This window comes from Microvirga sp. Mcv34 (genome assembly GCF_024519725.1).
Lineage (GTDB): Bacteria > Pseudomonadota > Alphaproteobacteria > Rhizobiales > Beijerinckiaceae > Microvirga.
Genome location: NZ_JALJRK010000141.1, coordinates 1 through 7,141 on the forward strand (window position 1 = coordinate 1; position 7,141 = coordinate 7,141).

A 7,141-nucleotide genomic window follows, 5' to 3' on the forward strand; every position below is an offset into this window, starting at 1 on the left:
TAGGCGCAACGCTTGGGTGTGCCCGGAGCCGGATCGCCGAAGATGCTGTTCGAGCAGGAGATGCCGCCCCCTCTGACGAAAACTTCGGTTCGCCGTCCCGGAACGCCGTAGATGACGCGCGTGGGGTAGGGGACACGGCAATATCCGCCCTCCCGCGAGCAGGGCACCAGCCCTTGCGCCTGCGCGTCGGCAGACGCTCCGAAGAATGCGCCGGTGGCAATCACCGCCGTGGCCAAGACCGCACGAAGCATATGTCGTTCTCCCTGATGAGAACGCGAGTCTAGAGTTCAGATCGTTAAATATGCCATAATATATCATTATTTATGGTGAGTGAGGCTGAGGCCTCTTCCCGGATTTCCGACCCGCTAAGCCCCTGCTTCCTCGATCTCGCCGCTGAGCGTCAGCCACTCCTCTTCGAGTGTGCCCAAGGTGGCCGCCGCCTCGGCGCGCATCTTCGACAATTCGGTGGCCTTCGCCGGGTCCTTCTGGAAGGCGGTGCCGTCGGCCAGGGCCGAGTCGACCTTGCCGATAACATCCGTGAGCTTCGCCATCCTGCTTTCGAGCGCCTCCAGCTTCTTGCGCAGGGGAGCCAAGGCTGCCCGGCGCTCGGCGGCGGCACGGCGCTCGTCGGTCTTGGAGGCGATCGGCGCCTGCGGCTTGTCGGATCGCTTCTGCGGATCAAGCTCGCCAGACAGGACCAGCTGGCGGTAATCGTCCATGTCGCCGTCGAAGGGCTTAACGCCGCCATTGCCGACAATCCAGAGCCGGTCGGCGCAGGCCTCGATCAGGAAGCGGTCGTGGCTCACCAGGATCACGGCGCCCGTGTAATCATTGATCGCCTCCATCAGGGCCGTGCGGCTGTCGATGTCGAGATGGTTCGTCGGCTCGTCGAGGATGAGCAGGTGAGGGCCGTCGAAGGCCGCCAGTCCCATCAGCAGGCGCGCCTTCTCGCCGCCCGAGAGGGCGGAGACCGGCGTGTCCGCCTTCGCGCCCGGAAAGCCGATCTGCGCCGTGCGGGCGCGGATCCTGGCGATGGGTGTGTCGGGCATGCGCTCGGCCACGTGGTCGTAGGCCGTCGCTTTGGGGTTCAATTCGTCGAGCTGATGCTGGGCGAAATAGGCGACGTCCATGCGGGTCGGCGTGCGCATCTCGCCCTTCATGGGCGCCAGCCTGCCGCCGATGAGCTTGCAGAAGGTGGACTTGCCGTTGCCGTTCGAGCCCAGGAGCGCAATCCTGTCGTCCGGCGCGATCGTCAGGTTGAGACGGTCGAGCACGATGCGCTCACCATAGCCGACGGCGCCGCCCTCGACCGTGATCAGCGGCGGCGCGGCGGGCCGATCCGGTCCCGGCAGGTTGAAGGGCAGCACGTCGTCTTCCACGATGGTGGCGATCGCCTCCATCTTCTCCAGCCGCTTCACGCGCGATTGCGCCTGGCGGGCCTTCGAGGCCTTGGCCTTGAAGCGGTCCACAAAGGCCTGGAGGTGCTTTCGCTCCGCCTCTTGCTTGGCCGCCATCTTGGCCGTCAGCTCGCGCTTCTCGGCGTATTGCTTAGCGAAGGACGTATAGCCGCCGCGATAGATCGTGAGCTTGCCCCGGTCGAGATGGAGGATGTGGTTGACGCAGGCGTCGAGGAGTTCCCGGTCGTGGCTGATGACCAGTACCGTGTGCGGGTAGCGCCCGAGATAGTCGTAGAGCCAGAGCGTGCCTTCGAGGTCGAGATAGTTGGTCGGCTCATCGAGGAGCAGCAGGTCGGGCTCGGTGAAGAGCACGGCGGCCAGCGCCACGCGCATGCGCCAACCGCCCGAGAAATCCGCGCAGGGCCGGTTCTGCGCCTCCGCGTCGAAGCCGAGGCCGTGCAGGATAGCGGCCGCGCGGGCAGGGGCCGAGTGGGCCCCGATATCGGTGAGCCGTGTCTCGATCTCGGCCCGACGGATACCGTCCGCCGTTTCCGCCTCGGCGATCAGGGCGCTGCGCTCCTTGTCGGCCGCGAGCACCACGTCGATCAGGGATTCCGGGCCACCCGGCGCCTCCTGGGCCACGGCCCCGATCTTCATGCCGCGGGGCAGGGTCACGCTGCCGCTCTCGGTGGTGAGTTCACCCTGGATGATCTTGAACAGGGTCGTCTTGCCCGCGCCGTTGCGCCCGACGAGCCCCACCTTCGCGCCGTCAGGCAGGTTGAAGGAGGCGCGGTCGAGGATCAGCCGGTCGCCGATACGGTAGGTCAGGTCATTGACGTGAAGCATGCGGTCTTTTGGCGTGGGATATCGGCTCTGGCAAGGTCCTAAGTCAGGAGCGGACTAGCCGGAATCGCCAATGACAAATCCCTCGGGGCCTGAGAGAGGGATGGTCCATACTGACGATGGAAAATCTGTGCTATAGCCAAGACTGGTATTCAGGGGGAGTAGACCGATGGCGCGGCTCGCCGGGATCAAGCTGTTCAAGGGGCTGGACATCGACCTCGCACCGATCGAGGCGCGGGCCAATTGGCGCCGCTTCGATCCCGAGGAGGTCTTGGTCGACTTCGACGAGCCATCCACGGACGTCTATTTCCTTCTCTCGGGCGAAGTCCGCGTTCTCATGCGTACCGCCTCGGGTAAGGAGGTCATCCTCCACGAGATGAGGCCTGGCGACCTGTTCGGGGAACTCGCCGCGCTCGACGGGGTGCCGCGGTCGGCCAACGTCACGGCGCTGACCCGCGGGGAAGCCTGCGTGATGCCGGCCGCCGTCTTCAAGGAGCTTCTCTTCTCGCACCAGCCTGTGGCGGAGCGGCTTTTTTGCCTCATGGCGTCGCGCATCCGCGAGCTGAACGCCCGCTTCATGGAGCAGACCGTCCTCGACCTCCGGCATCGGCTCTATTCGGAGCTCCTGCGCCTGTCGTCGCCCCGTCAGGATCGGTCGGGTGAGCGGGTCATCACGCCGCCGCCCTTCCACCACATCGTGGCGGCGCGGATCGGCTGCCGCCGTGAGCAGATCACGCGTGAATTCACCATGCTGACCCAGGAAGGGCTGATCGAGCGCACGCGCGGCGCCCTGATCCTCCGGCAGCCGGATGTGCTCAAAGCGCGCGTAGCCGAGGCGATGCAGACGGATCACTGAGAGCTGTCGCTCACACGGCCGGACTGCTGGCATGTCCGTTGCCAAACGATAGAGGTTTGGGGGAGCCGGCGTGCCTCAGCCTCAAGGCGCTTTCACATCGATAACCGGAGCAGGCATGAATTCGTATTCATTCACACCGGGGCTCACCCTGGTGAATTCTTTCAACAAGGAGACGTTCGTCTTCACGACGCCTGAGAGCGAAGATGCGGCTCAATTCGAGGTTCACCTGCAGGCCGGCGGCTCCGGAGGCGGCAACGCCATGGCCCATATCCATCCTCATACGGATGAGACATTCACCGTCAGGTCAGGGCTGCTGCAAGTCAGCATCGACGGAGAGATCCATGAGCTCAAGCCCGGTGAGACGATCACTGTTCCCAAAGGCAAGGCTCACTTTTTCCGCAACGCCCACGAGGGCGATACTATAGCGGTCATCCGCTTCACTCCGGCTCAGCATCAACTGCGGTTCTTCCTGAATTTTGCGACCATTGCGCAGAAACACACCGAGTGGTTCGGCTCCAAGGGCGAGCCCAGCCTTCTCCTGATGGCGCTCACGCTCCACACCTTCAAGGATCACTTCTATCTGGCCGGCCTGCCCACCTGGGTGCAGAAGATGCTCTTTGCTACACTAGCACCTATCGCTCGCCTCATAGGCTACAGGGTTCTCATCAAACCTTGATCCAAGAAGCAACGGATCCTCACAGGTCGGGAAGAGGCAGTATGGGGCGGGAGGATTTTGTATTTCTCTTCCCCATCGCGCTGAGGCCTTTCGATCACCCAGCCAGCATTACCGCTGGTTGGGATTTGGCCCATAGGCCGCGAAGAAGACCCGGAGTGCGTTGTCCACATTCCTCTGGATCTCGGCTTCCGTCGGCGGCCCTCCCACGGAGAAGAGCAGGCGGCGCAGCATGCCGGAGACGCACAGGTCTAAGAAATGCTGGGCGGCAACGCCGGAATCTTCCATGGAAAGCCGTCCCGCCGCGACCTGACTGTCGAAGTAGGCGCTGAGTCGGGCAAGACCCCGGCAGGGACCGGCCTCATAGAAGGCCTGTCCCAGATGGGGGAACTTCTCCGCCGCGCCCATGACCATCCGGATCGAGGAGATGTGCTCGGGCTTTCCCATGCGGCGGAGATAGCTAAGTCCCAATGTCCTCATGACCCCGCGAACGTCGGGATCTTCGGGGTCGAGCTTGAACAGGACCTCGGCCAGGCCGCGCTTCTCTTCCGTCGTCAGGGCGGTGAAAAGGCTCTCCTTGCTATCGAAATACACATAGAGCGTGCCTTTGGAGACACCGGCGACCTTGGCGATCTCGCCCATGCTCGCGCCATCGAACCCCTGCGCGAGGAAAACCTTGCGGGCGCCCTCCAGAATCTGGCGGCGTTTGGCATTCTCTGGGCTCTCGTCGGCAGCCGGGGATACTTCCTGCTCCCAGATGCGGTCATGCACGGCGCTCATAGCTTCTACTGGTTCCTTTTTTGCCTTGCCTATTGACCGAACGGTTCGGTCAACTCATATATGGCGGGCAATCGATAGAGATCAAGACTGCAACGATAAGCCCGAACCATTTCGGCTCAGAGGCTTTAAGTTGGCTTGCAGAGGTTCACATGGCTTATCGGGACGAGTTTGAGCAGGGCGCGAAGGAGCGTACGGAGACGGCGAGGGAAGGACAGTCCGTGCAGGTTGCCCAGCCGGAGACGGCTGCCCCCGTCGCGGAGCCGCCCAAGGCCAAGAAGAAAGGTTTCGGCAAGAAGCCGATCATCCTGGCTATTGTGGCGGCTGCCCTGGGCTTCGGCGGCTATGAGGGCTACCATTGGTGGACCGATGGCCGCTTCATGGTGTCCACCGACGATGCCTATGTCCAGGCCGATATCACGATCCTGTCGGCCAAGATTTCCGGCTATGTCGCGTCCGTTGCGGTCACGAACAACCAGAGCGTCAAGGTGGGCGACCTGATCGCCAAGATCGACGACGGCGATTATCGCCTCGCTCTCCAATCCGCCAAGGACAAGTTCGCTACCCAGCAGAGCGCCATCGCGCGCATTGGCCGCCAGATCGAGGCCGGTCGCGCCTCTGTGACGCAGGCCGAGGCGCAGGTGGTCAGCGCGCAGGCCGAGGCCGAGCGGGCGGAGGGCGATTATGCCCGCCAGCAGCAGCTCGCCCGGTCGGACTTCACGAGCCGCGCCGCGCTCGAGAACGCCAAGGCGGCGCGCGACCGCGCCAATGCAGATGTGAAGAGCGCCCAGGCCGCCGTGGCGGCCGCCCAGGCGAATGTGGAGGTTCTGGCGGCCCAGCGGACCGAGGGCGAGCGTCTTGCTGCCGAGTACCAGACTGCGGTCGACAAGGCGGAGCGCGATCTGTCCTTCACAGAAATCCGTTCCCCGGTCGACGGGGTCATCGGCAACAAGGCCGTCGAGGTCGGCACCTATGTGCAGCCCGGCGCCCGGCTGGCGGCTCTCGTGCCCCTGACCAGCGTCCATGTGGATGCCAACTTCAAGGAGACGCAGCTCGCATCCGTGAAACCGGGCCAGACGGTGCATGTGAAGGTCGATGCCTTCCCCGATTCCGACATTGTCGGTAAGGTCGAGAGCGTTGCACCCGCAGCCGGCGCGGTGTTCAGCCTGCTGCCGCCGGAGAACGCCACCGGCAACTTCACCAAGATCGTTCAGCGCGTGCCCGTCCGCGTCACCGTCAGCCCCGAGGTCGCCCAGCAGGGTCTGCTGCGTCCCGGCCTGTCGGTCGTGGTCGACGTCGACACGCGCACCTCGGCCGAGCCTTCGAAGACGGCCAGCATCAAAGAGTAAAGTACCATGGCCGCATCGGCCGCTATCTCGTCCAAGCCTCAAGGCGTGCCCGCCGCGAAGCCGGCGCCGGTCGACCGGCGCCGGACCTTCGCGTTCTTCTGCATGGTCTTCGGCATGTTCATGGCGATCCTGGACATCCAGATCGTCTCGGCTTCGCTTGCCGAAATCCAGGCGGGCCTCTCAGCCTCGTCCGAGGAAATCTCCTGGGTTCAGACGAGCTACCTGATCGCGGAAGTGATCATGATCCCGCTCTCGGGCACGCTCTCGCGCGTGCTCTCGACGCGCTGGATGTTCGTGATCGCATCCGGCGGCTTCACGCTTATGAGCTTCATGTGCGCGACGGCGACGAACATCGAGCAGATGATCGTATATCGGGCGCTGCAGGGCTTCATCGGCGGCGGCATGATCCCGACCGTCTTCGCCTCTGCCTTCACCATCTTCCCGCCGGAGAAGCGGCCTGTGATCTCGCCGATCATCGGCCTCGTGGCGACGCTCGCGCCGACCATCGGCCCGACGCTCGGCGGCTACCTGACGGATCTCTTCTCCTGGCACTGGCTGTTCCTGGTCAACATCGTGCCGGGAATCTTCGTCACCGTGTCCACCTATCTGCTGGTCGATTTCGACGAGCCCGACTTCAGCCTGTTCAAGTCCTTCGACTGGGCTGGTCTCGGCTTCATGGCGGCTTTCCTCGGCAGCCTGGAATACGTGCTGGAAGAAGGTCCCAATAACGAGTGGTTCCAGGACGAGGCGGTGCTGATCCTTGCCATCGTCTGCGTCGTCGGGGCGGTCGGTTTCTTCTATCGGGCGTTCACGGCCGAGCAGCCCATCGTGGACCTGCGCGCCTTCTCCGACCGCAACTTCCTGGCGGGCTCGTCCTTCAGCTTCGTCATGGGCATCGGCCTCTACGGCCTGACCTATCTGTATCCGGTCTATCTGGCGCGGGTGCGGGGTTACTCGTCCCTACAGATTGGCGAGACCATGTTCGTCTCTGGCGCCTGCATGTTCCTCATGGCGCCCGTGGCGGGCTTTCTCTCCCGCAAGCTCGACCCGCGCATCATGATGGCCATGGGCTTCGCGGCCTTTGCCTTCGGCACGTGGCTGATCACGGGGCTGACGAAGGACTGGGATTTCTGGGAGTTGTTCGTGCCGCAGATCTTCCGCGGCGTCGGCCTGATGATCTGCATGGTGCCGATCAACAACATCGCCCTAGGAACCCTGCCGCCGAGCCGTATCAAGAATGCGTCGG

At 63.8% G+C, this 7,141-nt stretch carries 6 protein-coding genes and 1 pseudogene; 4 read left to right on the top strand and 3 right to left on the bottom strand.

The window, feature by feature from the left end; genetic code table 11:
* Positions 1 to 251, bottom strand: a pseudogene (locus tag OC446_RS28605) (hypothetical protein); the annotation flags it as partial.
* Positions 252 to 365: 114 nt separating this feature from the next.
* A complete protein-coding gene (locus OC446_RS28610) occupies positions 366 to 2,243 on the bottom strand; it encodes an ABC-F family ATP-binding cassette domain-containing protein (RefSeq protein ID WP_262032330.1) in 1,878 nt (625 codons plus the stop codon).
* 166 nt (positions 2,244 to 2,409) lie between these two features.
* Here OC446_RS28610 and OC446_RS28615 point away from each other — a divergent pair, with 166 nt between their 5' ends.
* Together OC446_RS28615 and OC446_RS28620 are read left to right on the top strand one after the other, a co-directional pair.
* On the top strand, positions 2,410 to 3,096 hold the full coding sequence (locus tag OC446_RS28615) for a Crp/Fnr family transcriptional regulator (RefSeq protein ID WP_262032331.1): 687 nt from the start codon (positions 2,410 to 2,412) through the stop codon (positions 3,094 to 3,096).
* A gap of 115 nt (positions 3,097 to 3,211) precedes the next feature.
* Positions 3,212 to 3,772 carry a cupin domain-containing protein gene (locus OC446_RS28620; RefSeq protein ID WP_262032332.1) on the top strand — a complete coding sequence of 187 codons (561 nt, stop codon included), beginning with the start codon at positions 3,212 to 3,214 and terminating at the stop codon, positions 3,770 to 3,772.
* Between the two features lie 108 nt (positions 3,773 to 3,880).
* Here the strand turns inward: OC446_RS28620 and OC446_RS28625 are convergent, their stop codons facing one another.
* Complete coding sequence (locus OC446_RS28625; RefSeq protein WP_262032333.1) at positions 3,881 to 4,549, bottom strand: TetR/AcrR family transcriptional regulator; 669 nt, start codon at positions 4,547 to 4,549, stop codon at positions 3,881 to 3,883.
* A gap of 149 nt (positions 4,550 to 4,698) precedes the next feature.
* Between OC446_RS28625 and OC446_RS28630 the strand changes: the two genes are divergently transcribed.
* The gene (locus OC446_RS28630; protein WP_262032334.1) at positions 4,699 to 5,895 is read left to right on the top strand and encodes an HlyD family secretion protein; all 1,197 of its coding nucleotides are present in this window, start codon (positions 4,699 to 4,701) and stop codon (positions 5,893 to 5,895) included.
* A 6-nt stretch (positions 5,896 to 5,901) separates the two neighbouring features.
* The coding region (locus OC446_RS28635; RefSeq protein WP_262032335.1) for a DHA2 family efflux MFS transporter permease subunit at positions 5,902 to 7,141 on the top strand (1,240 nt) is incomplete at its 3' end.